27 protein-coding genes are annotated in these 25030 nt (G+C 64.4%); 12 read left to right on the plus strand and 15 right to left on the minus strand.

All coding sequences use genetic code 11. The features are described from left to right. Positions 1-55: 55 nt before the first annotated feature. The 8 genes from KZO25_RS11230 (at position 56) to KZO25_RS11265 (ending at position 7253) form a co-directional block, all read left to right on the plus strand. Positions 56-1690 (plus strand): antiporter, encoded by a 1635-nt coding sequence (locus KZO25_RS11230; protein WP_223137036.1) that lies wholly within the window; start codon positions 56-58, stop codon positions 1688-1690. Between the two features lie 68 nt (positions 1691-1758). Further along, positions 1759-2217: a universal stress protein gene (locus tag KZO25_RS11235; RefSeq protein ID WP_066447665.1), complete on the plus strand. Its 459-nt coding sequence runs from the start codon at positions 1759-1761 to the stop codon at positions 2215-2217. A gap of 73 nt (positions 2218-2290) precedes the next feature. After that, entirely contained in the window at positions 2291-3799 is a 1509-nt protein-coding gene (locus KZO25_RS11240) for an MFS transporter (protein WP_066447663.1), read from the plus strand. A gap of 106 nt (positions 3800-3905) precedes the next feature. Next, positions 3906-5189 (plus strand): MFS transporter, encoded by a 1284-nt coding sequence (locus tag KZO25_RS11245; RefSeq protein WP_066447661.1) that lies wholly within the window; start codon positions 3906-3908, stop codon positions 5187-5189. Between the two features lie 124 nt (positions 5190-5313). After that, positions 5314-5763, plus strand: coding sequence for a hypothetical protein (locus tag KZO25_RS11250; protein WP_223137037.1), 450 nt, complete (start codon positions 5314-5316; stop codon positions 5761-5763). A gap of 18 nt (positions 5764-5781) precedes the next feature. Further along, complete coding sequence (locus tag KZO25_RS11255) at positions 5782-6348, plus strand: hypothetical protein (protein WP_066447656.1); 567 nt, start codon at positions 5782-5784, stop codon at positions 6346-6348. Continuing rightward, positions 6349-6939, plus strand: a complete 591-nt coding sequence (locus KZO25_RS11260) for a cytochrome c oxidase subunit 3 family protein (RefSeq protein WP_066447653.1) — start codon at positions 6349-6351, stop codon at positions 6937-6939. It begins immediately after the preceding gene. Positions 6940-6941: 2 nt separating this feature from the next. Beyond that, complete coding sequence (locus KZO25_RS11265) at positions 6942-7253, plus strand: cytochrome C oxidase subunit IV family protein (RefSeq protein ID WP_066447651.1); 312 nt, start codon at positions 6942-6944, stop codon at positions 7251-7253. Between the two features lie 117 nt (positions 7254-7370). Here the strand turns inward: KZO25_RS11265 and KZO25_RS11270 are convergent, their stop codons facing one another. The 15 genes from KZO25_RS11270 to KZO25_RS11340 form a co-directional block, all read right to left on the minus strand. Then, positions 7371-7586 carry a hypothetical protein gene (locus KZO25_RS11270; protein ID WP_235588977.1) on the minus strand — a complete coding sequence of 72 codons (216 nt, stop codon included), beginning with the start codon at positions 7584-7586 and terminating at the stop codon, positions 7371-7373. Positions 7587-7599: 13 nt separating this feature from the next. After that, positions 7600-9543 (minus strand): nitric oxide reductase activation protein NorD, encoded by a 1944-nt coding sequence (locus KZO25_RS11275; protein ID WP_066447647.1) that lies wholly within the window; start codon positions 9541-9543, stop codon positions 7600-7602. A 161-nt stretch (positions 9544-9704) separates the two neighbouring features. Beyond that, a complete protein-coding gene (locus tag KZO25_RS11280; protein WP_066447643.1) occupies positions 9705-10526 on the minus strand; it encodes a CbbQ/NirQ/NorQ/GpvN family protein in 822 nt (273 codons plus the stop codon). Between the two features lie 58 nt (positions 10527-10584). Continuing rightward, the gene (locus tag KZO25_RS11285; RefSeq protein ID WP_066447641.1) at positions 10585-11931 is read right to left on the minus strand and encodes a cbb3-type cytochrome c oxidase subunit I; all 1347 of its coding nucleotides are present in this window, start codon (positions 11929-11931) and stop codon (positions 10585-10587) included. Positions 11932-11964: 33 nt separating this feature from the next. Beyond that, on the minus strand, positions 11965-12411 hold the full coding sequence (locus tag KZO25_RS11290) for a c-type cytochrome (protein ID WP_066447638.1): 447 nt from the start codon (positions 12409-12411) through the stop codon (positions 11965-11967). Between the two features lie 358 nt (positions 12412-12769). Then, complete coding sequence (locus KZO25_RS11295) at positions 12770-13093, minus strand: carboxymuconolactone decarboxylase family protein (RefSeq protein ID WP_066447635.1); 324 nt, start codon at positions 13091-13093, stop codon at positions 12770-12772. Between the two features lie 61 nt (positions 13094-13154). Then, positions 13155-13550 (minus strand): SirB2 family protein, encoded by a 396-nt coding sequence (locus tag KZO25_RS11300; RefSeq protein WP_066452289.1) that lies wholly within the window; start codon positions 13548-13550, stop codon positions 13155-13157. Positions 13551-13565: 15 nt separating this feature from the next. After that, on the minus strand, positions 13566-14780 hold the full coding sequence (locus KZO25_RS11305; RefSeq protein ID WP_223137038.1) for an NnrS family protein: 1215 nt from the start codon (positions 14778-14780) through the stop codon (positions 13566-13568). 264 nt (positions 14781-15044) lie between these two features. Beyond that, positions 15045-16571, minus strand: a complete 1527-nt coding sequence (locus KZO25_RS11310) for a cytochrome D1 domain-containing protein (RefSeq protein ID WP_316935693.1) — start codon at positions 16569-16571, stop codon at positions 15045-15047. Next, the gene (gene cobA / locus KZO25_RS11315) at positions 16568-17455 is read right to left on the minus strand and encodes a uroporphyrinogen-III C-methyltransferase (RefSeq protein WP_223137039.1); all 888 of its coding nucleotides are present in this window, start codon (positions 17453-17455) and stop codon (positions 16568-16570) included. Before cobA ends, KZO25_RS11310 begins: the two co-directional genes overlap by 4 nt. Positions 17456-17509: 54 nt before the next feature. Beyond that, entirely contained in the window at positions 17510-18709 is a 1200-nt protein-coding gene (nirJ, locus tag KZO25_RS11320) for a heme d1 biosynthesis radical SAM protein NirJ (protein WP_223137040.1), read from the minus strand. 34 nt (positions 18710-18743) lie between these two features. Then, entirely contained in the window at positions 18744-19292 is a 549-nt protein-coding gene (locus tag KZO25_RS11325) for an Lrp/AsnC family transcriptional regulator (protein ID WP_223137041.1), read from the minus strand. After that, entirely contained in the window at positions 19267-19749 is a 483-nt protein-coding gene (locus KZO25_RS11330; RefSeq protein WP_066447624.1) for an Lrp/AsnC family transcriptional regulator, read from the minus strand. The genes KZO25_RS11325 and KZO25_RS11330 overlap by 26 nt, the downstream gene beginning before the upstream one ends. Then, positions 19721-20263 carry an Lrp/AsnC family transcriptional regulator gene (locus tag KZO25_RS11335; RefSeq protein WP_223137042.1) on the minus strand — a complete coding sequence of 181 codons (543 nt, stop codon included), beginning with the start codon at positions 20261-20263 and terminating at the stop codon, positions 19721-19723. Before KZO25_RS11335 ends, KZO25_RS11330 begins: the two co-directional genes overlap by 29 nt. Continuing rightward, positions 20260-20733, minus strand: a complete 474-nt coding sequence (locus KZO25_RS11340) for an AsnC family transcriptional regulator (protein ID WP_066447619.1) — start codon at positions 20731-20733, stop codon at positions 20260-20262. Before KZO25_RS11340 ends, KZO25_RS11335 begins: the two co-directional genes overlap by 4 nt. Before the next feature lie 232 nt (positions 20734-20965). Here KZO25_RS11340 and KZO25_RS11345 point away from each other — a divergent pair, with 232 nt between their 5' ends. From KZO25_RS11345 to KZO25_RS11360, 4 genes are all read left to right on the plus strand, one after another. Then, on the plus strand, positions 20966-21319 hold the full coding sequence (locus KZO25_RS11345; RefSeq protein WP_144439640.1) for a c-type cytochrome: 354 nt from the start codon (positions 20966-20968) through the stop codon (positions 21317-21319). Between the two features lie 13 nt (positions 21320-21332). After that, positions 21333-22553 carry a cytochrome D1 domain-containing protein gene (locus tag KZO25_RS11350; protein WP_223137043.1) on the plus strand — a complete coding sequence of 407 codons (1221 nt, stop codon included), beginning with the start codon at positions 21333-21335 and terminating at the stop codon, positions 22551-22553. Between the two features lie 147 nt (positions 22554-22700). After that, a complete protein-coding gene (gene hmpA, locus KZO25_RS11355) occupies positions 22701-23873 on the plus strand; it encodes an NO-inducible flavohemoprotein (protein WP_223137044.1) in 1173 nt (390 codons plus the stop codon). Between the two features lie 150 nt (positions 23874-24023). After that, positions 24024-25019 (plus strand): peptidase U32 family protein, encoded by a 996-nt coding sequence (locus KZO25_RS11360; RefSeq protein WP_223137045.1) that lies wholly within the window; start codon positions 24024-24026, stop codon positions 25017-25019. Positions 25020-25030: the final 11 nt, after the last annotated feature.

A 25030-nucleotide genomic window follows, 5' to 3' on the forward strand; every position in this document is an offset into this window, starting at 1 on the left:
GGTCAGGCCAGAGGTCTCAAGCCGGGTTCAGCAGAGCCACCTAGGGGGAATCAACATGGCCAAGACAGATGCCGATATCGGGGGTCCTGTCGTGAAGTCGGGCAAGACGAACAGCGATATCGAACATTGGGATATCGAGAACGATGAATTCTGGCAACGCAGCGGCAAGAAGATCGCCAACCGCAACCTGTGGATCTCCATCCCCAGCCTGCTGATGGGGTTCGCCGTCTGGATGATGTGGGGCATGATCACCACCCAGATGCAGAACCTCGGCTTCCCCTTCACCGTGGGGGAGCTGTTCACCCTGACCGCCCTGGCCGGCCTCTCCGGTGCAACGCTGCGCATTCCCGCCTCGTTCATGATCCGCATCGCCGGCGGGCGCAACACCGTCTTCCTGACCACCGCGCTGTTGATGATCCCCGCCTTCGGCACCGGGGTCGCGCTGATGAACCCCGACACGCCGCTGTGGGTCTTCCAGGCCCTGGCGCTGCTCTCGGGTATCGGCGGCGGTAACTTCGCCGCCTCGATGAGCAACATCTCGACCTTCTACCCCAAGAAGCAGCAGGGCTACGCCCTGGGCATGAATGCGGGCCTGGGCAACTTCGGCGTCACCACCATGCAGATTCTGATTCCGCTGGTGATGACCGTGGGTATCTTCGGCGCCCTCGCCGGCGGCTCCATGGAGCTGCAGAGTTCCAGCGGCACCCTGATCGGGCGCATCGAGGCGGGTACCGAAACCTGGATCCAGAACGCCGGCTTCGTCTGGCTGCTGTTCCTGATTCCGCTGGCCTTTGCCGGCTGGTTCGGCATGAACAATCTGCGCCCCATTACCCCGAATCCCGGCACGCCGATGCAGGCCTTCGGCAAGATCCTCGGCCTCTACGCCGTGGGCGCCGTCGCAGCTATCATCGGCATGTTTGCCCTCAACCTGCTGGGCATGTGGCTCGCCCTGCCGCTGACCATCGTGCTGACTCTGGTGCTGATGCGCCTGATCCCGGGTGAAATCAAGCCCAATATCCAGAAGCAGTTCGCGATCTTCTCGAACAAGCACACCTGGTCGATGACCATTCTCTATATCCTGACCTTCGGCTCCTTCATCGGCTTCTCAGCCGCGCTGCCGCTCTCGATCAACGTCATCTTCGGCAACATGATGGAAGTGGCCGCCGACGGCAGCGTGACCCGCGTAGCCAACCCCGACGGCCCCAGCGCCCTGACCTGGGCCTGGATCGGCCCCTTCGTCGGCGCCCTGATTCGCCCCATCGGCGGCTGGGTCTCCGACAAGGTGGGTGGCTCCATTGTCACCCAGGTGATCTCGGTGGTCATGGTCGTGGCTTCCGCCGTCACCGGCTACGTGATGATGCTGGCCTACAACTCCACCGACCCGAACAGCTACTTCGCCGTGTTCATGCTGCTGTTCGTGATCCTGTTCGCCGCCAGCGGCATCGGCAACGGCTCCACCTTCCGCACCATCGGCGTGATCTTCGATCAGCACCAGAAGGGGCCGGTGCTGGGCTGGACCTCCGCCGTGGCCGCCTACGGCGCCTTCATCGCCCCGCGGGTGATGGGCGAGCAGATCCAGGCCGGCACCCCCGAGCTCGCCATGTACGGCTTCGCGATCTTCTACGCGGTGTGCCTGGTGATCAACTGGTGGTTCTACCTGCGCCCCAACGCCTACGTGAAGAATCCCTGATTCGAGCATCCGTGCTCCGGTGTCACGCCGGAGCACACCCCCTACCTTGCCTTCTCCGGAGGGATGTCATGAAAGTCATGATCGCCTATGACGGCTCGCGAAACGCCAAGCTGGCCCTGGCCCAGACCGTCAGCCTGTTTCGCTGCAACGCTCCCACCCTGGTGCTGGTGGGCGTGGCGGAGAACCCCCGCGACGCCACCGATGCCAACGAGGACCTGTTTCAGGAGGAGTACGAGGAGCTGAAGGCCGCCCTCAAGGAGGGCGCCGATTTCGCCACCCGCGAGGAATTCGATGTCGACTGGATCCTGGCCGAAGGCGACCCACGCAAGATGATCCTGCGCGCCACCCAGAAGCATCAGCCCGACGTGCTGGTCATCGCCCGTCACAGCAACAAGCCCGACGGCGGCATCATCGCCCAGTCGCTGAGCTACTTCGTGGACGAGCTCGACTACATGACCTTCGGCAGCGTCAGCTCCTTCCTGGCCCGGCGCGTCGAGTGTCCGCTGTTGATACTGCCCAGCCCATGAGCCGGGTATCGCCATCACTCATCACTGCCGTCACTCATCGCTGTCACTTTTACTCTTTCGGGATGATACGACCATGAAAGTATCCGCCGTCTTCAAGGTTCGCAGTCCTGAGATCAGGGCCCTTCACCTGACCTGGATCGCTTTCTTCATCACCTTCTACGTCTGGTTCAACATGGCGCCCCTGGCGTCGAGCATGCTGAAAAGCGTCGACTGGTTGACCCGGGACGATATCCGCCTGTTCGCCATCGCCAACGTGGCCCTGACCATTCCCGCCCGCATCATCGTCGGCATGGCCCTGGACCGCTTCGGCCCGCGCCGAGTGTTCTCGGTACTGATGGTCAGCATGTCGATCCCGGCACTGGTATTTGCCTTCGGCAACACCATGTCCCAGCTGCTGGTCTCACGCCTGGTACTGAGCTCCATCGGCGCCAGCTTCGTGGTCGGCATCCACATGACCGCCCTTTGGTTCAAACCCAAGGACATCGGCTTCGCCGAGGGCTTCTACGCCGGCTGGGGCAATTTCGGCTCCGCCGCCGCCGCCATGACCCTGCCCACCATCGCCATCACCATGTTCGGCGGCGAGGACGGCTGGCGCTGGGCCATCGCCCAGAGCGCCATCGTGATGGCCGCCTACGGGGTCTACTACTGGTTCGCCATCACCGATGGTCCCGATGCTCGCGCACACCGCAAGCCGCGCAAAGCCATGGCCATGGAAGTCAGCACCTGGGGCGACATGATCAAGCTGATCATCTGGACCATCCCGCTGGTGGGCTGCCTGGGCATCCTGGTATGGCGCATCCAGAACATGGGCTACATGTCGGTGACCGCCGCCGTGATCTGCTACCTGATCATCGTCGCCGTCATCATCTATCAGGTCGTGCAGATCCTGCGGGTCAACGTGCCGATCCTGAAGAAGGGGGTGCCGGAAGACGACAAGTATCCATTCAGCAGCGTGGCCGCCCTCAACAGCACCTACTTCGCCAACTTCGGCGCCGAACTGGCGGTGGTCTCCATGCTACCGATGTTCTTCGAGGAAACCTGGGGACTGAATGCCGCCACGGCGGGCATGATCGCCGCCTCCTTCGCCTTCGTGAACCTGGTGGCACGCCCCATGGGCGGACTGGTATCGGATCGCATGGGCAACCGTCGCTTCGTGATGCTCAGTTACATGTTCGGCATCGGTATCGGCTTCGTGATGATGGGCCTGCTCAACTCCAGCTGGCCGCTGGTCATCGCCATCGCCATCACCATTTTCACCTCCTTCTTCGTCCAGGGGGCGGAGGGCGCCACCTTCGGCATCATTCCCTCGATCAAGCGCCGTATCACTGGCCAGATCTCGGGCATGGCCGGTGCCTACGGCAACGTGGGGGCGGTGGTCTACCTGACGATCTTCACCTTCGTCACACCCACCCAGTTCTTCTACATCATCGCCGGCGGCGCCTTCCTCAGCTGGCTGATCTGCCTGATCTGGCTGAAGGAGCCGGAGGGGGCTTTCGATGAGGAGTACTACGTCTCCTCCGTCGACCGCATGATCGAGGAGCAGGAGCTGGCCAAGACACAGGCCAAGCCGCAGCAGGGTTGATCCGACTGCAGCCGGGCAGCGGTCGCCAAGGCGATCGCTGCCCTTTTGGCTTTCCAGCTTCTGGCTGAAGGCAAAAACCGAACCGCCCCTTTCATCGGGAGATTCCATGGCTTCGCCGCGTTTCAAGCAGTACTCGGTACTGACCGCCAACACCTTCGCCTTCACCATGTGCTTCATGGTGTGGACCATGTTCGGCGAGATCGGCGTGCCCATTGCCGAGGAGCTGGGGCTGAGCGACACCCAGTTCGGCATCCTGGCCGCCGTTCCCATCCTGACCGGCTCGCTGGTGCGGCTACCGCTGGGCGCCATGACCGACCGCATGGGCGGCCGCCCCGTCTTCATGGCGCTGATGCTGACCACGGTGCCGGCGATCTGGGCGGTGCAGTTCGCCACCCAGTACTGGCAACTGCTGATGCTGGGCGCCGTGATCGGCCTGGCCGGTGGCGGTTTCTCGGTGGGTATCACCTATACCGCCAAGTGGTTCGAACGCGACCGCCAGGGGCTGGCCATGGGGATCTTCGGCGCCGGCAACGCCGGTGCCGCCGTGACCAAGTTCGTGGCCCCCACGGTGATCATCGTGCTCGGCTGGCAGGCGGTGCCCAACCTGTACGCGGCCATCATGCTGATCACCGCCCTGATCTTCTGGTTCTTCACCTTCTCGGACCCGAGCCACCGTAATGCCAACCGCCCCACCCTGCGCGAGCAGGTCGCCGTGCTGAACGACCCCAAGGTGTGGAAGTACTGCCAGTACTACTCGGTGGTCTTCGGCGGCTATGTGGGCGTCTCGCTGTGGCTCACCCGCTACTACATGAACGAATATGGCATGGGCATACAGCTCGCCGCCCTGATCGCCACCATCTTCGTGCTGCCGTCGGGTGTCATCCGCGCCTTCGGCGGCTGGCTCTCCGATCGCTTCGGCGCCCACTCCGTCACCTGGTCCTGCATGTGGGCCAGCCTGGTCGCCCTGTTCATCATGTCCTACCCCCATACCCAGTACGCCGTGCAACAGGTCGACGGCTCCCGTCTGGAGTTCAGCTTCGGCATTCCCATCTGGCTGTTCACACTTGCCCTGTTCGTGGTGGGCATCGCCTGGGGTATCGGCAAGGCCTCGGTGTTCAAGTACCTGTCGGACGAGTACGACCGCAACCTCGGCCTCGTTTCCGGCATTGTCGGGCTGGCCGGCGGCGTGGGTGGCTTTCTGCTGCCGATCCTGTTCGGTCTGCTGGTGGACTTTACCGGCGTGGCCACCTCGGTGTGGATGCTCTGCTTCGGCGTGACCCTGGTCTCCATCGTCTGGATGTGGTGGACCGAGCGGCGGGCTCCGGTCTTCACCCGCGATGAGCACCACCAGGCCACGGTCATCCGCAAGCCGGCAGCAGAGGCCGATTGATTCGCTCGATACCGGTGCAAGGCGGTGGGAGTTTTGATCCACGACAAGGACGAAGCCGGCACCAGAGGGCATAGTGGTATCCTGCATATTTGTTCAAACACATGGCTTAACCAGGAGGTAGCCGATGTCCTCCACGTCGTCCCTCGATACCCGAACAACCGTCGAACAAGCCCCCACGGCCGACACGCGTGGCAAGGGCGTAGCGGCCACTGTCTACGTGCTCTACCTGGGCAGCGTGATGACCGTGGTGACTGGGCCGATCGGCATGCTGGTCGCACACCTTTTTCGTCGCAACAACGCCGACTGGATCAATAGCCACCTGCTGTTCCAGACCCGCACCTTCTGGCTGGGCGCCCTGGGCGGCGCCGCTGCGCTGGCGGCCTGGAACCTGCTTGGGGTGATCGGCGCGCCCTCCTGGGTCTCCTGGACCCTGGGCTACGGCTTCTTTACCGCCTGCCTGGGCTGGACCATGGGCCGCTGTGGGGTCGGCATCAACAGGCTGATGAACAACCGCGCCATCGATGCGCCCCGTAGTCTGCTGTTCGGTGGCGCCACCGTCACATTGGACGATTGATTCGTCATGGAGCTGCAAATGCATACGGCTACGTACTATTCTCGCTCGGCGCCCCCTCGCTCCCTCGCCGTTACCGGTATTGCCTTGGGCTTTATCGCCTTCTCGCTGCTGGTACTGGCGCTGATGACCCTGCCCCTGCTGCCCGGTGACGCCATCGTGGCCTCGCTGGGCGTCGAGGCCGGTAGCGGCGGGCTGACCGGCGGCGTGGCCTGGCTGATCGAGCGCAGCGGTGGGCTTGCCGTGCTGATGATGATCGGTTCACTGGCCACACTGGTGCTGGCCGTAGCACTGCTGCTACGCCGACCCTGGGCCCGCCCCGCCTTTGTCGGCCTGATGTCGGCCGGCTTCGTCGGCGTGTTCGGCGCCGCCGCATTGACGCCAATGACCTTCGGCTTTCTGCCGGACGCTGCCATCACCGATGCCGTGAATCCCGGCAACCCGGTGGCTGGACTGGTCGGCGCGCTCAGCCTGCTGATCATGGTCGCGACCGTGCTGGTGGCGCTGTTCGCCTGGGCGGGCTGGAAGCTGACCACTCCGGCCGTGCGCGCCGAGTTCGACCGAACGCCCATCGCCCCGGAGGGCTGAGTGGCACAGCAGCACGAGACCACCCAGCAGCGGCCGCTGCCCAATCCGGGCTGGGGGCCGCTTTCGGCACTTCCCGGCAACCCGCTGATGTGGGTGTTGATCCTGAGCGAGATGGTGGTCTTCGCCGCTTTCTTCGGGCTCTTCGCCTGGCTCAGGATCGGCGAACGGGAGGTGTTCGATGCCTCCCAGCAGATGCTCGACCCGGTGGCCGGTGGCATCAACACCCTGGTACTGCTGACCAGCGGGCTGTTCGCCGCCCTGGCTGTTCAGGCCATTGGACAAGGCGACAGGCGCCGCTGCCGTCAGTGGCTGGCCGGGGCCTTCGCCCTCGGCGTGGTGTTCTGCGTGGTCAAGGTGATGGAGTACGCCGACAAGCTCGGCCAGGGCCTGATGCCCGAGACCAACACCTTCTTTACCTTCTACTACCTGCTGACCGGCTTTCACTTCGCCCACGTGCTTTTCGGCCTGGGGCTGATCGCCCTGGTGGCGTGGCGCATCTCCCACGACAACGTGGAGACCGCCGCCGCCTTCTGGCACATGGTCGACCTGATCTGGATCCTGCTCTATCCCATCATCTACCTGCTGAGGTGACCATGCCGACGCGCCTTGCCACCCTGCCCCCCGCTACCCGTAGGCTGCTGATCACCTGGGCGGTATTGATGGGACTGACGCTGATCACCATGTTCTCGGCCCAGCTCGGCGGCGATGCCCGCCTGCAGGCGCTACCGATGTGGTCCGCAGGCCTGCTGTTGCTCAGCACCGCCTTCAAGGCCCACCAGGTGCTGATGACCTATCTCGGCCTGCGCGATGCCAGTGCCGCCTGGCGGGGCGCCTTTATCGGCCTGGTGCTGTTCACGCTGCTGCTGGTGGCATCAGGCTACCTGCTGGCACAGCTGGGCGACTGAAGCCGGGCAGCCAATTCCCCCGAGCTTCTGCGAGCTCAACTACGCACGACTCCCGATGAACGCAATGACGCCGGCCCTGGGGGCCGGCGTCGGTCTTATGCTGTCTTGAACGACGTTTCACTCATCGTCGGGTGGCGGCGGGGGCGGATCGGCCCACTCCGCCAGCCGGCGACCGGCGTGGATCAGGCCATAGATCACGAAGGGCGCCAGCAGCATCAGGAAGATACCCCAGTCACGGGTGTTGATCAGCCAGACCAGCGGCGTCAGCACGACGAAGGCCGCGATCACGCCGAACAGCGTTGCCATGACGGGACGGCTCATTGTCAGGGTCATGTGGAGTCCTCTCTCAGCTACCGATGATCTGACGATAGATGCCCGGCAGCGCCTGGGCCAGGTGTTCGGGACGGTTGACGATGGCGTAGCTGCCGCGGCCGAACAGGCGCGAGACATACTGATGGGCCTCGCTGTCGACGGTCACACCGAAGACCCGCACCTCCTGCTGGCGCGCCTCGAGCACCGCCTTGCGGGTGTCCTCGATACCGTAGCGACCCTCGTAGTAGTCAGTGTCGTTGGGCTTGCCGTCAGTGATCACCAGCAGCAGCCGGTGACGGTTGGGACGCTTGGCCAGCTCCTGTGCCACGTGGCGGATCGCCGGCCCCATGCGGGTGTAGTGCCCCGGCTTCAACGCCGAGATTCGCCGCGCCACTCGTTCGCTCATGGTCTCCTCGAAGGTTTTCAGGGTGTTGACCCAGACCTTCTGGCGGCGATGCGAGGTGAAGCAGTGGATGGAATAGTCGTCGCCGCAGCCGGCCAGGCCGTGGCCCAGCACCAGCAGCGCCTCTTTCTCCACATCGAGCACCCGGCGGTCCTCCAGCCAGGCATCGGTGGAAAGCGAGACGTCGACCAGGATCGAGACAGCCAGGTCACGGGCCTGCTGCCGGGTCGCCTGATAGAGTCGGTCGCTGGACTCGCCGGTGGCAGCCAGGTCACAGCGCGAGCGGATCACCGCATCCATGTCCAGTTCGCTGCCGTCGAGCTGCCCGCGAAGCATCTCGCGCCGCGGACGCAGGGCCTCGAACTCACGACGCACCCGGCGGATACGCCGATGGGTGGCGGCATCGGGCTCCCACTGCTCGCCCTCCTCGCTCTGCAGTTCGGTATGCACCAGGCAGTGGTCGGGCAGGTAGATCTGCTTGCGGTAGTTCCACTCGGCGTAGGCGTGCTTGCCGCGCAGCCGATCGCCCAGCACCTCGTCCGGCGGCAGGTCGAGGTCGACCTTGATGCGCGTAGCCGCCCGCTGCTTGTGCGGGCTCAGGATGATCTCCTCCATCTGCTCGGCGGCGCGCTTGGCTTCCTCGTCCTCGTTGTCCTCGACCAGTCGATTGAGGTTGACCATCTCGGTCCAGGAGAGCATTTTCTCGAAGCGGTTGGCGACCAGCGGGTCGTCGCGCTCGGTCTGGTCCTGGGTCTTGCGTTCGGCCTTGCGCTTGCCGTCGCTCACCGTCTGGGGGCTGTTGGTGGTGCCCTCCTCGTGGGGGTCGCTCTCCTCGTCGGCGCGGGTTGAACCGGTGCCCAGTTCCACCACCTGGCCCCACAGGGGCACCGGCAGCGGTGGACGGTAGCCCCGCGGCGCGCGGAAGTCTTTCAGGGAAGCGGCTGGATCGCAGACTGCCCGATGCATGGCGGCGGCCCAGCCTTCCAGCTCGAGCTCTTCTCCCAGCAATACGCGCAGGGTCGATTCCAGCGCCTGTTCCATCGGCGGCAACCGCTTGCGCTCCGGTCGCACGATGAGCAGCCCCAGGCAGAGCCGGCGATAGCGTTCGGCAAGCCCCGGGAAGCGGGCCAGTGCCGCATCGCGGGCACGCACGGACTCCCTCAACCGGGAGAGATCGTCACGCAGCGGGTCGTGCTTGGCCACCGGGCGCTGCGCCACGGCCAGATAGGCGACCAGCCAGAAGTAGAGATCCCGGTTGAGCGCTGCATCCGGGAAGACATCCAGCGTGGGGGGCAGCAGCAGGTTCTCTTCGTCGCGACGCGCCTGGTCGATGGCCTCGTCGTCGAAGCCCAGGCGCTGGCGTAGCGACAGGCGGTGCTGGGAGCTGCGCGCGACGATGGCGGCGACCTCGACACCGGCCTCGCCGCCGCTGGCACGAAAGAAGACGCCCAGTACATGGCGCAGGTCTTCCAGGCTCACGGCCGCTTCCGGATAGCGCTGATAACTGGCCGCACTGGACGCCCAGCGGTGCCAATGGCGGCCGACGAATTCCTCGACTTCGAGAAAGTGCAGCATGGCAAATCTCCATTATAGGAAGCGCTGGGCCAGTCGTCCGGCCCCGGGCCGCTGGGCCATCGAGGAGGCGCTGTGAATACATCCCTGTACGCTACCGACGCCAATCCCTGGCGTAGGACCTCCTCTCAGGCCAGCACCCCGGGGCCTCTTGTGCGGAGGGCCTAGCCGAATGTGGCCTGTATTGCTTCCATCAACCCTTCCTGAACGTCCAGGTCGTCGGAAAGCGGCTCGACCAGGGTGGCACGGGTCGCCTCCAGGATCGGCATGCCGGCGTTGATCAGCGTGGCGCAGTAGACCAGCAGACGGGTGGAAACGCCCTCTTCCAGGTCCTGGCCCTTGAGTTCGCGCAGCCGGGCCGCCAGATTCACCAGGGCGGCGCACCGCTCATGGGACAGGCCGCTCTCGCGGGAAACGATGTCACACTCCACCCGGGGGGGCGGGAAGTCGAAGGACATCGCCACGAAGCGCTGGCGGGTACTCGGCTTGAGTGACTTGAGAATGTGCTGATAGCCCGGGTTGTAGGAGACCACCAGCATGAAATCCTTGGGTGCCTCGAGCAGCTCGCCGGTACGCTCCAGCGGCAGCATGCGTCGATCATCGGTCAAGGGGTGAAGCACCACGGTGACATCCTTGCGCGCTTCCACCACCTCGTCGAGATAGCAGATGCCGCCTTCGCGCACGGCCCGGGTCAGGGGGCCGTCGACCCAGCGGGTCTCGCCACCCTGCAGCAGGTAGCGGCCGGTGAGGTCAGCAGCGGTGAGATCATCGTGACAGGAAACGGTGAACAGCGGGCGGCCCAGCTTGGCCGCCATGTGGCTGACGAAGCGGGTCTTGCCACAGCCGGTCGGTCCCTTGAGCAGCAGCGGCAGCCGCTGTTCGTACGCCTGCTCGAAAAGCGCGCATTCGTTGCCGACCGGTTCGTAGTAGGGCAGGTCCCGCTCGAGGTCATGAACGGCTGCCGGGGCGGTAGCGGTATGAGACATGGCGTTAACTCCAGGGGAAGTCTCGGTGGAGCGCGAGGCGCACCCCACCGAGGATCTATCACTCGTTGGCGGTCAGCGGGCGGCTGGTGGCAGGCACCTGCTCACGCGCCGGGGCGAACACAGCGTAGATGAACATCAGGGCAGCGATACCCACGAAGATACCGGTACCGAAGCGCATGATGTAGAACAGCTCGAGCTGCTCCTGGATCTGCATGAAGTTCATGCCGAGCACCCGCTGCAGGTGAGTCTGGACGACGCCTGCGAAGGTCAGGGTGAAGGTCATGAACCACATGGCCGAGGTCATGATCCAGAACGCCCACATGTTCAGCACCTGGTTATAGGGCTGCACACGACGCAGCTGCGGCATGGCGTAGGTGATGACACCCAGTACCAGCATCACGTAGGCGCCGTAGAAGGCCAGGTGGCCGTGGGCCGCGGTGATCTGAGTGCCGTGGGTGTAGTAGTTGATCCACGACAGGGTGTGCATGAAGCCCCACACGCCTGCGCCGAAGAAGGCCACGGCGGCACTGCCCAGGGTCCAGAGCATGGCGGCCTTGTTCGGGTGATTGCGGCTGCCCTTCCAGAACATGTAGAAGGCGAACACCACCATGGCGAAGAACGGAATCACCTCGAGGGTGGAGAAGATACTGCCGATCGGCTGCCAGTAGGCCGGTGTGCCGATCCAGTAGTAGTGGTGGCCGGTGCCCAGTAGCCCGGAGAACAGCGCCAGGCCGACGATGACGTAGAGCCACTTCTCGATCACTTCGCGGTCGACGCCGGTCATCTTGATCAGCAGATAGCCAAGCAGTGCGGCCATGATCAGTTCCCACACGCCTTCCACCCAGATGTGGACGATCCACCACCACCACAGCTTGTCCAACGCCAGGTTGTCGGGATTGTAGAAGGCAAACAGCCAGAATACCGCCGCCAGCCACAGGCCGAGCATCAGCACCATATTGATAGCGGTTCTGCGCCCCTTGAGCATGGTCAAGCTGGTATTGAACAGGAACATCAGGAAGGAGACCGTTATCACCACCTTCGCCCATAGCGGCTGCTCGAGGTAGTGACGACCTTCATGAATGCCGAACTGATAGCTGATCAGCGCGCCGGCACCGGCGATGGCGAACAGCGCCAGCTGGAAATAGGCCAGGTTGGGGCTGTAGATCTCGTTCTCGGCCTCTTCCGGCATCAAATAGTAGGTACAACCCATGAAGCCGATCAGCAACCAGACGATCAGCAGGTTGGTATGACTCGTACGGGTAATGTGGAACGGCATGGCTTCGGACATGAAGTGCGGCCAGACGTAAGCCGCCGCCGCCGCCAGCCCGAAGACGATCTGTAGCGCGAATAGCGCCATGGCCACCATGAAGAAGGGTAAGGCCACCTTCTGCGTTTCGTATTTCATCGGTTCGACTCTCCTTGGTTCCTGGAATCCGGATCAGCCGGCCGGATGCGGCGGCCAGCCCTGGGTGTCGATGGAATCGGTCCACTCCAGGAAGTCGATCAGGGCCTGCATTTCTTCATCGTTGATGTCGAAGGCGGGCATCTGGCGACGACCAGGTGCGCCGGTCGGCTGGGCGTTCATCCAGGCTTCGAGAGCCATGCGAGCTCCCTCGGGGTTGTCGTGGCCACCGAAGCGCGTCCAGACATTACCCACTTCAGGCGCGAAGTAAGAGCCTTCGCCGAGAATGGTGTGACAGTTGATGCAGTTGTGCTCTTCCCAGACATGCTTCCCCATCCTGACGGAGTCCGTCATGGGCTGGGTCGACGTGTTGACGATATAGAAGTGACTGTGAGCCGTCAGCGCGGCAAACAGCAGGAAGAAGAATAGCGAGCCGCCGTAAAATATATTACGCGCCGCCGCCTTGGTGAGGCCTTCGGTCATGGGCCTTTCCCCCCTCGCTCGTGTGGCTTTTCAAGGGACCTGCGATCATGATCGATCAGTCCCACCCCTTTAAACATGCATTTTTGGTGCATCTTTAGGTTACAGCCCGGTGTCGGGACCGGCATTGACCTTCGTCAAATGCTGAGCAAAGAGGCGAGGAAGAAGCGGTATAACGGGAGGGAAAAGCTTGCGGTCAGATGTCGCATGGCGGGCCGAGAGCCAGAGTATATAGGTAGGGTAGAGAAACGAACGAGCGGAATGAAGGGCTAGGCGCACGGCGCGCAGGAACCGGAGCCTATGGGGTATAGGTGAGGATTCCGAGCACCGTGCAACAACGGTCCTTCGTCCGCGCAGTCGTTTATTCTCTGCCGTCGGTGATGTCCTCGATCCAGGTCAATGCCGCCACGCCACCGGGAAGCCCCAGGGTCGGAATCGCCAGCATCGCGACCTGCTTGAGCGCCTCAGGCTCGATACCCTCATCCATGGCTCGCCGCATGTGGGAATGAACGGCACCTTCGGAACCGCTACCTACCGCCAGTGCCAGCTTCACCAGCCGCCGGGTACGGGCATCCAGCGGGCCAGCTTCGGCACACGCCTTGCCCAACGAGGCAAAGGCCTGCCATACCTCGGGATAGTCATCCGCAACCTTGCCGGCACCGGAGGGAAGATCTTGATTGGCCATGCGGTTTTTCCTCGTCTTGTCGTGTGTGTCAGGCTCATTGTATAGAAGCCTGGCGCGTTGATCATGACCACATCATGACAAACCAGAGGGGATCCTTGAATACGGCCGTACCCAGCATGTAGAGAAAAATCGCTACCGCCGCCACGGCCGCCACGCCCCGAGCCAGCGGCGTGCGCCCGCGCTTGATTGCTACCGTTCCCAGCACGATATAACCCAACAGCGCGAGGATCTTTGCGGCAAGCCAGGGGTGGTGCTGCGGCCACATCGACAGCATCACCATCAGCAGGATGCCTAGCGTGAGCAGCAGGGTGTCGTTGACGTGGGGCACGACCTTCACCCAGCGCCGCTGCAGGATCGGCGCTTCGCGCACCGACCACCAGGCCCGCAGGATGAAGAAGGCGAGACTCAGTCCCGCCGTTGTCATGTGCAGGTGCTTAATCAGGAAATAGTGCTCGATCACTGCCCAGCTCCCTCAGCCATCCTTCCCGTCCACCCTGGCACTCAGCAACGGCAGGGTGTAATGGATCAGGAAGATCAGATAGGCGATACACCAGAACAGGATACTGAGGTTATAGGTCCAGTGGGTGATCTGCGGGAACATCGCCAGTACCGGCGAGCGCAGCAACGCACCGGCGAACATCAGACCCAGACCCACACCGATGCCCGGCAGGGTACGAATCGTGCGCCCGGTGTGACCCAGCGAAACCCGCGACATCATGGCCAGCATCATGGCGGCAATACCGCCAATGGCCAGGGCGTGCAGCGCCAGCTCGACGCGGAAGGCCCCCATCAGCGCCATCGCCCACATCAACAGCCCCACGGAAACGAAGGCATAGCTGATGTGCAGGCCCCAGAGCAGCGGTTCGTGAAGGGTGCGATACCCCTCCCAGCGTGCCAGCCGCACGAGATTGGCCGCCGCCGCCACCAGCATGACCAGCGCCAGCAACTCCGCCGGCATCGGCACACCGAACAGGACCAGCAGCTGCAACAACACCACGCCGAGCGTCGACCCCACGGCAAGCGCCTCCAGCCAGGCCATCGCTGTTGCCTTGGGCCGGCCCAGCTTGAGCGAGGTAAAGAAGGGGATGACGCGGCCGCCGAGCAGGACCATCAGCATGGCAATCAGCAGCACGCCCAGGTAGCCGCCCTCGCGAATCAGGTGCAGCTTGCCCTGGGTGACACCGAGATGCATGGCCAGGTTGGCCAGGGCAAGCAGCAGCAAGACCGGCACGAACATCAGGTTGCGCCACAGCCGGGCCGCCACCACCAGCCGCCCCATCACCAGGGCCGCCAGCGGCAGGAAGGCCACGTCGAGCAGCATCAGCAGCCAGGCCGGCAGGCCCATCGGGTAGGCCAGCAGCACGCGTGCCGCCAGCCAGAGGCCCACCAGGCCCAGCAACGGAGCGCCCCTCACGCTGGGCCGGCCGGTCCAGTTCTGTACCGCCGTCAGCAGGAAGCCCACCACCACCGCGGCGCCGAAGCCGAAGATCATCTCGTGCTGGTGCCACCACATCAGCCCACCATGGGGCCGCAGCAGGATATCCCCATGCCAGAAGGCGAACCACACGATCAGTGACAGCACGCTGAACAGCGATGCCAACAGGAAGAAGGGGCGAAAGGCGAGACGCGCCACGGGGAGACGCGTCAGGCCGGATGCAGCTTGCGGTGCTGAAGAAGCAGATTTCATGGTGGCATACCCGACTCAAACGCTTGGATAACGCCATTGTCTGCGCTTGAACCGGGCAGCACCATGACCGGTATCAAGAATGCTTCTTTCTACCTGATTACTCACCTTGATCAGCCATCGGGCCAATCTTTCAGCCTCCGCCGAGGCGCCTATCGGCGCCAGTCGCGATGGGGACTCGGAGCGCCGAACCGAGCGCTCCAACAGCTGCTTTCTCCACCAGGCGCCTGCTGAGTTTTATGCGTAATCAGGTTTTTTTAATGGTTCCTAATGGCTCGTGCCTTCCTCGTACTGTGTCTTGTTCCACACATTGTACTTGCCCGAGGGGCGCTTCATCGGCATGCGGCCCAGTTCCTCCAGGGTGTTGGCGTCGAGCCACAGCAGGTAGCCGTCGTCGTCCCAGATGCTCAATAGCAGGGTTTCGCCGCGGCGGTCGAACTCCACGTGGGCGGCGGTCTTGCCCGGCTCGGGGATCAGTGTCTCGACGATCTCCAGGCTCTGCTTGTCGATCACGTGGATGCGGTCGTGGTTGGGGCCGAAGAAGACGTCCACCCAGGCGTAGGGCGAGTTTTCGTGGCTGCGCATGAAGAAGCCGGGGCCGTCGGTCTCGATATGGGTGATCAGCGACCAGTCGGTCATGTCGAAGACCGAGACCTGCCCCTTGTCGATGTGCGGAATCGCCATGACGCGTCGCCCGTCCAGCTCCCAGGTGATGCCGGCGCCCAGGTGCGGCATGCCTTCCAGCGGCAGGTCGGCGACCTTGACCTCCTCGTCCATGTCGAACACCTGGCCGCCCTGGCCACCGCGAGCCGCACCCACGATATAGCGGTACTCCATGTCGAAGAAGAAGTCGTCCAGGTAGTCCGGCGCCTCCATGCGGTGCAGGGCGAAGTCGCCGACGATGGTCTCGTCGCCGTCTGCCCGCTCCTCGGGCCAGCGGATCTCCCACACCTCGGGAATATCGCGCAGGGCGGCGACGAAACTGTTGCGCGGCGGCGCGGTATAGACGGCGCTGACCCGTGACGTGTCGCCGTTGAGGCCCTCCACCGGGATGGTGGCGATCAGGTCGAGGTCACGGGCATCCAGCAGCACCAGCGAGTGGGGCAGGTAGTTGCCGGCCAGCACATAATTGCCGTCGGCGGAGACGGCGATGTTGCGCATATTGATGCCGGCACGCACCTCGGCGGTTACCTCGAGATTGTAGATGTCGTACTTGGTCACCCAGCCATCCCGGGAGCCGAAGTAGACGTAGCGGCCGTCCGGCGTGTACTTGGGTCCGCCGTGCAGCGCATAGCGGCTGGGGAAGCGAGTGATGCGCTCGAACTTGTCGCCGTCGAGCAGGCTGACGTGGTGATCACCGATCTCCACCACGATGAACAGGTTCTTGAGATCCTCGACCTCGAACACCGGCTCGTCGGGCAGGGTGCCATAGGCGTGGCGAACGTCATGGCTGGCCAGGATGTCTTCCTCTGTCCAACTCGGCTCCACCTCCGGCGCCTCGAAGATCCACTCTGCCAGGGCAGCGATCTCGGCCTCGTCCAGCAGTTCGCCGTAGGCGGGCATCTGGGTGGCAATGCGCCCATCGTGGATCACCTCGAAGGCCTCGTCCTGCTTTAGCCGCGAGAGGTTGTCGGGTAGCAGCGCGGGGCCAATGCCCCCCAACCGGCTGACACCATGACAGATCGCACAGTGGTGGTTGTAGAGCATGCTGGGGTCGGGCTCATCGGCGACGGCTGGCAGGACCGGAATGGCCACGCCCAGCAGGGCACCGAACAGCAGCGAGGGTCGTATCACAGCGCCATCCTCCCCATTTCCGCCGGGGCATCAGCGCTGTCGCTATTCGCGCCGGTGACCGCCTCGGCGTCGCGTCGCGTCATCCGTGTCATGGCCGGCGCCAGGGTGTCGGCCAGGCGCACCACCTCGCCAACGACGATCAGGGTAGGCGGCTGGAAGTTTTCCTGCTCGATGACCTCGACCACGTCACCCAGCGTGGCCAGCACATGGCGCTGCTGGGGCGTGGTGCCGCGCTCGACCAGGGCGACTGGATGCGAAGCCGGCAGGCCATTGCGCTGTAGCTCGCGGCTGATCAATCCGGCATTGGCCAGGCCCATGTAGAAAACAGCGGTGTGGTTGGGCACCGCCAGGGCGGCCCAGTTGAGGTCCAGTGCATTATCCGCCTTGCAGTGGCCGGTGACGAAGGTGACGCTCTGGGCAAAGTCCCGGTGGGTGAGCGGAAAGCCGGAGTAGGTGGAGCAGCCAGACGCCGAGGTGATGCCCGGCACCACGCGAAAGCCGACCCCGTGCTCGATCAGGTACTCGGCCTCCTCGCCGCCACGGCCGAAGATGTAGGGGTCGCCGCCCTTGAGGCGCAGGACCCGCTTGCCCTCACCCGCCAGGCGCACGAGCAAGGCGTTGGTCTCATCCTGGGTCAGGGCGTGGCAGCGCGAGGCCTTGCCGACGTAATAGCGACGCGCAGAGGCCGACGCCAGGGCCAGCACTTCCTGGGATACCAGCCGGTCGAAGACCAGGCAGTCGGCCTGCTGCAGCAGCGACAGGGCGCGCAGGGTCAACAGGCCGGGGTCGCCGGGGCCGGCTCCCACGATGGCAACCTCGCCGGACGCCAAGGGCGCCTCATCGAGGTCGAAGCTCAGGTTTCGCGAATGGCGATGTGTGATCATGGTCGGCCTCTCCCCGAAGCGTCAACGGTCATCTTTCTGATTCTGTGTGAAGGCCTACAGCTCGATGCTCTGGATGGCATCGTAGGGTGCTGCGACACGGCGCTGGCGACTGTCCTCGACGCCAATCTCCTCGTTGCTGAGGTAGCAGCCGGGATCCTCTTCCCAGGGGTCGCCGGTAACCTTCCATGCCCGCACACGGGTGTTGCCGTTGCAGATCGGAAGATAGCGGCATTCTGCGCAGCGCCCCTTGAGCGGCCGTGGCCGCTGACGAAAGCCCTGCATCAGAGGGTCCTGCGTGTCACGCCAGATCTCGGAGAACGGCCGCTCGCGGACGTTGCCGAGGGTGTGATCCCACCAGAAGGTGTCCGGGTGGACATTGCCGAGGTTGTCGATATTGGCGATGTGTTCACCGGAGGCGTTGCCCCCCCAGTTGGTCAGCCGCTGCTCCAGGGCCTCGGCCTGCTCCGGGAAGTGCTCGCGTGCCCACATCAACAGGAAGGGGCCGTCGGCATCGTTGTTGCCGGTGACGTACTCGCGCTCGACGCCGCGTGCCAGCTCCGCCCGGCAGTGGTCGAACAGCTGGGTCATGGCGTCGCGGGTCATCTGGTGCCAGGCATCGTGCTTGCCATGGCGGTGGCCGCGCCCGCCGTAGTTGAGGTGCGAGAGGTAGAACTTGTCGACGTCGTGTTCGTCGATCAGCGCCAGGATGTCACCGAGCTGCTCATAGTTCTGCTGGGTCAGGGTGAAGCGCAGCCCCACCTTGATGCCGCGCTCCTTGCACAGCTTCACCGCGTGCATCGACTCGCGGAAGGCGCCCTTGCGCTGGCGGATCACGTCGTGGGTCTCCTCCAGGCCATCGATGCTGATGCCGACGTAGTCGTAGCCGATGTCGGCGATCTCGTCGATGTTGGACTCATCGATCAGGGTGCCGTTGGTGGATAGCCCGGTATAGATGCCCAGCTCCCGCGCCCGACGCGACAGCTCGAAGATATCGGGTCGCATCAACGGCTCGCCCCCGGAGAGGATCAGCGCCGGTACCCGGAAGCGCTGCAGGTCATCGAGCACCGCATGCGCCTCGGCGTTGGAGAGCTCACCGGCAAAATCAATGTCCGCCGACGTGGTGTAGCAGTGCTTGCAGGTCAGGTTGCAGCGACGGATCAGGTTCCAGATCACCACCGGCCCCGGCGGCTTGCGCGCCGGCGGCACCGGAGTGGGCTCTACCAGGGACTTGATGTAGCGGGTAACTCTGAACATGGGAAACTCCTCTAGCGGCGCGCCTTGGCTCTACCTAGGCCTGCCTGTCGGACCGGCCGGCCAGTCGCAGGCCGGTCTTCTTGAGAATGCGTGAGCTGTAGAGAATGCGATGATCCCGGCAGGCGTCACCGAGCAGGGAGCGAAGCTCATCGGCCTGGCGCTCGACATCGGCGTGGGTCTGGCCATGCAGCATGGCGAACAGGTTGTAGGGCCATTCCGGCAGGTGGCGAGGCCGACGATAGCAGTGGCTGACTCCCGGCAACGTCCCCACTACGCGGCCCAGGCGGTCGATATGGGCGTCATCCACATCCCATACGGTCATGCCGTTGGCCAGGTAACCCAGCCGGTAGTGGTTGGGCACTGCGGCAATGCGACGGATGATCCCGGATGCCTGCATGCGCTGCATGCGCTGGCGCACCTCTTCCCCGTCGATACCCAGCGGCTTGCCCACGGCGCTCCAGGGATCGGGTACCAGCGGCAGGCCGGCCTGGGTGGCCAGTACGATGGCGCGGTCGACGGCGTCCAGGCCACCCGGCGCTGGCGTGGCGGCATTGGCTTCAGACGGGCAGGTGGAGACGGACATGGAATTCCTCCTGCTTGGGCATGTTGAAGACCGGCAGGCCGGTGGCCGCCTCGATTGCCTCGATCGCCTCGGCGATGCCTTCCGGCGTTTCGGTTGCCAGCACGAACCACATGTTGAGACGGTGCTCGCGACGGTAGTTGTGGGCCACCTCCGGGAAAGCGTTGACCGCCGCGGTGACGCGCTCGAAGTCGGCCTCCGGCACTTCCAGCGCCGCCAGAGTGAGGCCGCCTCCCAGTCGCTCGGCGTGGTACATGGGGCCGAAGCGGCTGAGCACGCCGCTGTCCCGCAGTCGTTCGAGCCGATAGAGCAGTTCACCCTCGCTCAGGTCGATTTCCGCCGCCACGGCGGCAAAGGGCGCCTCGACCAGCGGCAGGCCATCCTGCAGGCGATTGATGATGCGCCGGTCGGCGGCGTCCAGCTCCGCCGGCTCAGGCCGGCTGAGGCGTTCTGCGATCATGACTATCGTCCTCTCGGGTGTAGCGTCCCCCGCGCTGCTTGTAGGCCTTGAGGCTGAACAGCACGCGGTGGGGAATGGCCTGCAACGCCTGGCGCTCGACGATCTCGTCCAGCGCGGCCAGAACCCGGTCGCGACGAGTGCCATGAATCATGCAGAACAGGTTGTAGGGCCAGTCGGGCAACCGGCGCGGACGGCGATAGCAGAGCGTCACCGCGGGCTCGGCTGCCAGGCGCCTTCCCAGCTCACCCACCGCCTCGTCGGGTACGTTCCAGACCACCATGGCATTGGCAGAGATACCCAAGGCATGATGCTTGACCACCAGGCCCATGCGCTTGATCAGTCCCTCTGCCTGCCAGCGGTACACACAGGCCATGACCTCGCTCTCGCTCATCCCGCACTGCTCGCCAAGCGCGAGCCAGGGGCGCGGGTTGATCGGCAGGCCTCGCTCGAGCAGGGCACGCAGGCGACGCTCAGCGTCGGTGCAGGGAACTGGTTCGTGCGATACGTGACTCATGCGCCCTCCAGCTCGGCCCAGGGAATGGGAAACCCCAGGTCGATATGGAAGCCCTCGAGCATCGGCAGGCGCAGCAGCGGCTGGCCCAACTCGGCTTCCAGTGCATCGAGCCGCGCTTCCAGTTGCCCTTCGTCGGCAGCGGTCATCACGAACCAGAGGTTATAGCGATGCTCACGGGCATAGTTGTGATTGACGCCGGCAGAGCGATTGATCACCTCGGCCGCCTCGTCACGCTGCGTTTCCGGCACCGCCACCGCCGCCAGCAGGCTGGCGCCGGCCCGGGCGTGATCGAAGACCGGGCCTACCCGGCTCAGTACCTGCTCGTCCTGCAGGGCCTGCAGTCGCGCAACCACCTCGGCTTCGCTCACACCAAGCTGCTCTGCCATGGCGGCGTAGGGCCGCTCACAGATCGGCAGGCCGCGCTGATAGCTGTCGATGAGGCGACGGTCGAGAAGGTCAAGTGCAGCCATGGGCAGGTACCGAGCCGGTCGATGGGAAGCATGATGTTAAGTCGCATCTTACATGCCTCATCAAGTCTGAAAGCGGTCATTGACGCTGCGGTTGACACAGGTCAAAAGAGGAATTTTTACTCGCCCGACCTTGATATCCGTCAAAGCAGCAAAACCGCAACGAGGGGACACTTCGCTGACGGCCACTCTCTTTCACGGCCCTTCCTGTTCCGTCGTCCTGCGAGGCTTACCCATGTACCAGCCGGCTCTCTTCCTGCTCATCGGCTTACTGTTCTCGGCTACTGCCATGGCGGAGAGCCACGAGGATGCCCTCGATCCACAGCGCCAGGCAGAACTCGAGACCCTGCTCTATCAGGACTGCGGTTCCTGTCACGGCATGACGCTGCGCGGCGGGCTGGGGCCGGCGCTGCCCCGCGACCGCATGGAGGGTTTCACCGTCGAAGCGCTCGCCCATATCATCCTGCACGGCATACCCGGCAGCGCCATGCCGGGCTGGAAGGCACTGATCAGCGAGGAAGACGCGCGCTGGATCGCCGACCACCTGAGAAAAGACAATCCCCTCGAAACACTGAATACGCCAGACTGACCAGGAGTCGCCCATGCCCCTTTTCACCCCGATCAAGACGCTGCTCACCGCCAGCGCCGTTGCCCTGCTGCTGAGCAGCCCGGCAGCTGCCGAGCCCGACACCACGGCGCATGTCGAGCTACGCGGCACCGGCGACCTTGGCGTAGTCATCGAGCGCGCTACCGGCAGCGTGGCCCTGGTCGACACGACCGAAAAGACGGTGCTGCGCCATATCGAAGGCTTCGGCGATCTGTCTCATGCTTCGGTGAAGTTCACCCGTGACGCCCGCCACGCCTTCGTCTTCGGCCGTGACGGTGGGCTGACCCGGCTCGACCTGCTCACCGGCGAGATCGACGGGCGCATCATCCAGGGCGGTAACAGCATCGGCGGCGCCATCTCCCAGGACGGCCGCTTCGTGGCGGTTGGCAACTACGAGCCCGGCGGCGTGAAGGTCTTCGACGTCGAGACCATGGAACTGGTGATCGACGTGCCGGCGACCTACGAAAAGCCGGATGGCACCACCGACCAGGCCAAGGTGGTGGGCGTGGTGGACGTCCCGGGGAATATCTTCGTCTTCAGCCTGTTCGAGGCGGGCGAGATCTGGACCCTGGACATGTCCACGGACGAGCCCGAGCTGACCAAGTACCGTGACGTCGGCAGCATGCCCTACGACGCGCTGATCACGCCCAACGGTCGCTACTATATCGCCGGCCTGTTCGGCGAGGACGGCATGGCCCTGCTCGACCTGTGGCACCCGGAAAACGGCGTGCAGCGTATCCTGCCCGACTACGGCCGCGGCGAGGAGCGCCTGCCGGTGTACAAGATGCCCCATCTGGAGGGCTGGGCCATGGCCGGCGACCAGGCCTTCTTCCCCGCCGTGGGTCGCAACGAGGTGCTGGTAGCCAATACCCGCGACTGGTCGCTGACCGAGCGCATCGAGGTACATGGCCAGCCGATCTTCGTCATGAGCCGTCCCGACGAGCAGCAGGTCTGGGTCACCTTCGCCCATCCCCTCAATGACAAGGTGCAGGTAATCGATACCCGTACGCTAGAGGTGATCGAGACCCTGTCGCCCGGCGAGTCGATCCTGCACAAGGAGTTCACGCCCCGGGGCGAGCATATCTGGATCTCGGCTCGCGACAGCAACCAGATCACCGTCTACGACACCCGTACCTTCGAGGTGCTGGCGACCCTGCCTGCCGAGTCGCCCAGCGGCATTTTCTTTACCCACCGAGCTCATCGCATCGGCCTTTAGGGAAGCACAGCGGAAAAACGAAAGCCGGGGATATCCTCCCCGGCTTTTTTGGTCCTGCCCGCGACATTCGGTCTCACGCCACCGCTTCCTTAAAGATGTATTTTACATACTTCTTTATAAAGTCATCCCTGACGAAGGAGACGCCCCATGCTCACCCACGAGCAAGAAAGGTTGATTGAAGCCACCGCCCCGGTGGTCGCGGAGCACCTCGATGCCATCGCCCAGCGCTTCTACCCGCTGATGTTTGCCCGCTATCCCGGCGTGGCCTCGTTGTTCAATGCCGCTCACCAGCAGAGCGGTGCTCAGCAGCGCGCCTTGGCCGGCGCCGTGCTGGCCTATGTGCATCTGCGCCAGGACCCCGCCAGGGCCAGGTCCGTGCTGGGCACCGTGGTCGAGAAACACGTATCCCTGGGCATCCAGCCGGATCAGTACCCCATCGTCGGCGAATGCCTGATGGCGGCCATCGGCGAGGAGCTGGGCGATGCCCTGACACCGGACATTGCGGACGCCTGGGGCGCCCTCTACGAGGAACTGGCCGGCCTGCTGATCGAGCTCGAGGAGCGGCGCTACCACGCCTTCGCCCAGCAGCCCGGTGGCTGGCGTGGCCTGAGGCGTTTTCGTATCGCGGCCACCCGCCAGGAGAGCGCGGTGATCCGCTCCTTCGTGCTGGAGCCCGAGGATGGCGGCGTCGTCGCCGGACACCAGCCCGGCCAGTACATCGGCGTTCGCCTCAGCATCCAGGGCGAGCCGGTCTATCGCCACTACAGTATCTCGGCTACAGCCAACGGCCGTGGCTACCGGATCTCCATCAAGCGTGAGCCCGACGGCCGAGTCAGCCGATACTTCCATGATGTGCTGACGGTGGGCGACAGCCTGGACCTGCTGCCTCCCGCCGGCGACCTGACGCTCCATCCAGGCGACGAGCCGGTGGTCCTGGTCAGCGGTGGCGTGGGCCAGACCCCCATGCTGTCGCTAGCACGCCAGGCGCTGGAGCAGCAGCGCCAGGTGGTCTACCTGCACGCCGCCCTGGATGCCGAGCATCACGCCTTCCGCGACGAAATCGCCCTGCTGCAGACGGAACACGCCAACCGGCTCAAGGCGGTGACCATTCACGAGCAAGGCGAGGAGGCCGACCACATCGGGCGCATCGATCGGGCGCTCCTCGAGCACTACCTGCCGACGGGCAAGCCTCGCTGCTACTTCGTCGGCCCGCAGGGCTTCATGAGCGCAGTGAACCAGGCCCTGGCGGACCTTGGCATCGACGAGAGCCGCCGCCATTTCGAGCACTTCGGCCCTTCGCGCCCCCTCGACGCTGCCTGAACGCGAGCCGCCAGCAAGCGCGCCCTGGCTCACCAGGGCGCCAAGGCCTTCCTTCCTCGACAATTCCGCCTCGCCATGACCCGTATCAAAAGCGTGACCTCGATAGTCGACTAGCATGGTCGGATTTACCCAGACTGCGAGGAGAGCGACATGGAGCTTGTCTGCCCGGCCGGCAACCTGCCGGCCCTGAAGCGAGCCGTGGATGAAGGAGCCGATGCCGTCTACTTCGGTTTCCAGAATTCCACCAATGCCCGGCAGTTCGCCGGCCTCAACTTCACCGACAAGCGTGCCCGCGAAGGCATCGACTACGCCCACGCCCGCGACAAGCGGGTATTCTGTGCCATCAACACCTATCCGCAGCCCGACGGCTGGGCTCAGTGGACCCGCGCCGTGGACCAGGCTGCAGACCTCGGCGTCGACGCCCTGATCATGGCCGACATGGGCCTGCTCGACTACGCGGCACGGCGCCACCCCGACCTCGCCCGCCACCTTTCGGTACAGGGCTCGGCCACCAGCCATGAGGCCCTGCGCTTCTACCACGACCATTTCGGCATCAAGCGCGCCGTGCTGCCGCGGGTGCTTTCCATCACCCAGGTGCGCGACCTGGCCAAGCAAAGCCCGGTGGAGCTCGAGGTATTCGCCTTCGGCAGCCTGTGCATCATGGCCGAGGGGCGCTGCTACCTCTCCTCCTACCTCACCGGCGAGTCGCCCAACACCCGCGGCGTCTGCTCTCCGGCGGCCCACGTGCGCTGGGAGGAGACCCCCGAGGGGCTGGAGTCACGCCTCAACAACGTGCTGATCGACCGCTACGGCGAGGGTGAGCGGGCCGGCTATCCCACCCTGTGCAAGGGGCGCTTCGAGGTGGGCGGCGAGACCTATCACGCCATCGAGGAGCCCACCAGCCTCAACACCCTGGAGCTGCTCCCTGAGCTGCGCGAACTCGGCATCAGCGCGGTGAAGATCGAGGGCCGCCAGCGCAGCCCGGCCTACGTATCCAAGGTGGCAGGTATCTGGCGCCAGGCGCTGGACCGCCTCGAACGCACACCCGAGCGCTTCCACCCCGACCCCGCCTGGATGGCCGGCCTCGGCGAAGTCTCCGAAGGCGCCACCACCACCCTGGGCGCCTACGAACGCCGCTGGAAATAGGAGCAGAAACG

Origin of the sequence: Halomonas sp. ANAO-440, from assembly GCF_019915905.1 — a bacterium.
In the GTDB taxonomy this organism is placed as follows: Bacteria; Pseudomonadota; Gammaproteobacteria; order Pseudomonadales; family Halomonadaceae; genus Halomonas; species Halomonas chromatireducens.